The organism is Sulfuricurvum sp. MLSB (assembly GCF_000747095.1).
Taxonomy (GTDB): Bacteria; Campylobacterota; Campylobacteria; order Campylobacterales; family Sulfurimonadaceae; genus Sulfuricurvum.
The window spans coordinates 1-1,191 of record NZ_JQGL01000029.1 but is presented as its reverse complement, the minus strand read 5'-3'; the positions used below and the strand labels follow the sequence as shown (position 1 = coordinate 1,191).

At 53.0% G+C, this 1,191-nt stretch carries 1 protein-coding gene and 1 pseudogene; both read right to left on the bottom strand.

Annotated features, from left to right (window positions below; all coding sequences use genetic code 11):
• On the bottom strand, positions 1–353 hold a 353-nt coding region (locus tag JU82_RS03440), incomplete at its 3' end, for a DUF2400 family protein (RefSeq protein WP_294892085.1).
• A gap of 25 nt (positions 354–378) precedes the next feature.
• Positions 379–1,191 (bottom strand): annotated as a pseudogene (locus JU82_RS03435) (RNA polymerase factor sigma-54); the annotation flags it as partial.

Sequence of the window (1,191 nt, the reverse complement as noted above, 5' to 3'; positions counted from 1 at the left end):
CCTGCGATAACGCCGTCCTTCGCATATCCCTCACGGAACGCCTGTTCGGCTCCGCCGCTCTCGCGCAGCCTTTGCAGGGTGATGAACCACTGGACGATATCTTCAGTCGTTTGAAACCGGTAATACTTCCCTTCCAGCCTGTAGCGGAGCGTCTCTTCGTCCGAATCGCCCGAAGCAAGTTCCAACGACGTCAGAAACGAGACAATCGCTTTGGCACTGCCGTAGGCGAACAGTGCACACGTAAGCGCATGGTGCTCGTCGGGAAAACGCCGTGCGATCATCAGCGGATCGGGGCGCGCTTCGCACAATTCGCCCTCGCAGTTCCGGGAGGCGACTTCGGCATCGAGAAGCATTTTGATCTCGTTGAACCTCATAACCTTACGAACAACCGATCAAATAGAGCTGTTTACGCTCGGACGAGCCGGGAATATCGAGCTGTTTACGGTATTTGGCGATCGTGCGGCGTACCATCGTGATCTTGAACTTTTCTTGCACCAGTTCGAGAAGCTTCATGTCGCTCAGAGGTTTTTTAGGCGATTCGTTTTTCACCAGTTCGCTGACGTAGTCTTTGATCGCGGCGTTGGAGACGTCTTCGTCGATAGCCGTCGTGAAAAAGTCTTTCATCGCGTACACGCCGCGATCGCAGGCGATGTATTTATTGGCGATTGCCCGCGAAATCGTCGAGGGATTGTGCCCGAATTCGTCGGCAAGGGTTTTAAGCGTCAGCGGCCGTATTACGCCTCCGGTAAAAAAATCGTACTGATACTCGACGATCATCAGCCCCACTTTGTAGAGCGTTGCCTTGCGCATCTCCAACGCATCGACAAGGCTTTTGGCCTCTTTGATCTTCTCTTTGACAAACGCATGGTCCACGCCGTAGCTGTTGTCGATCGCGATTGAGGGATAGTAACGGTCATTGAGCTTTACTTCGATCCCCTCTTCGGGATCGGTATAGATCATCAAATCGGGAACGACCTGGGCTGAATCTTCAAGGTATTCGATGGCAGGGGGATTTTTGAAGCTTCCGAGCACTTTCATCACGTCGCTAAATGCTTTTTCTTTCCGATAGCGGCTCAGTTCGTCCAGATGCGAGATCATTTCACGGGCAAGCGTGTACCCCTCATCGCTGATCTGCGCGGATTCGAGCTGAAACAAAAACGATTCGGAAACATCGCGTGCGCCGATACCGAC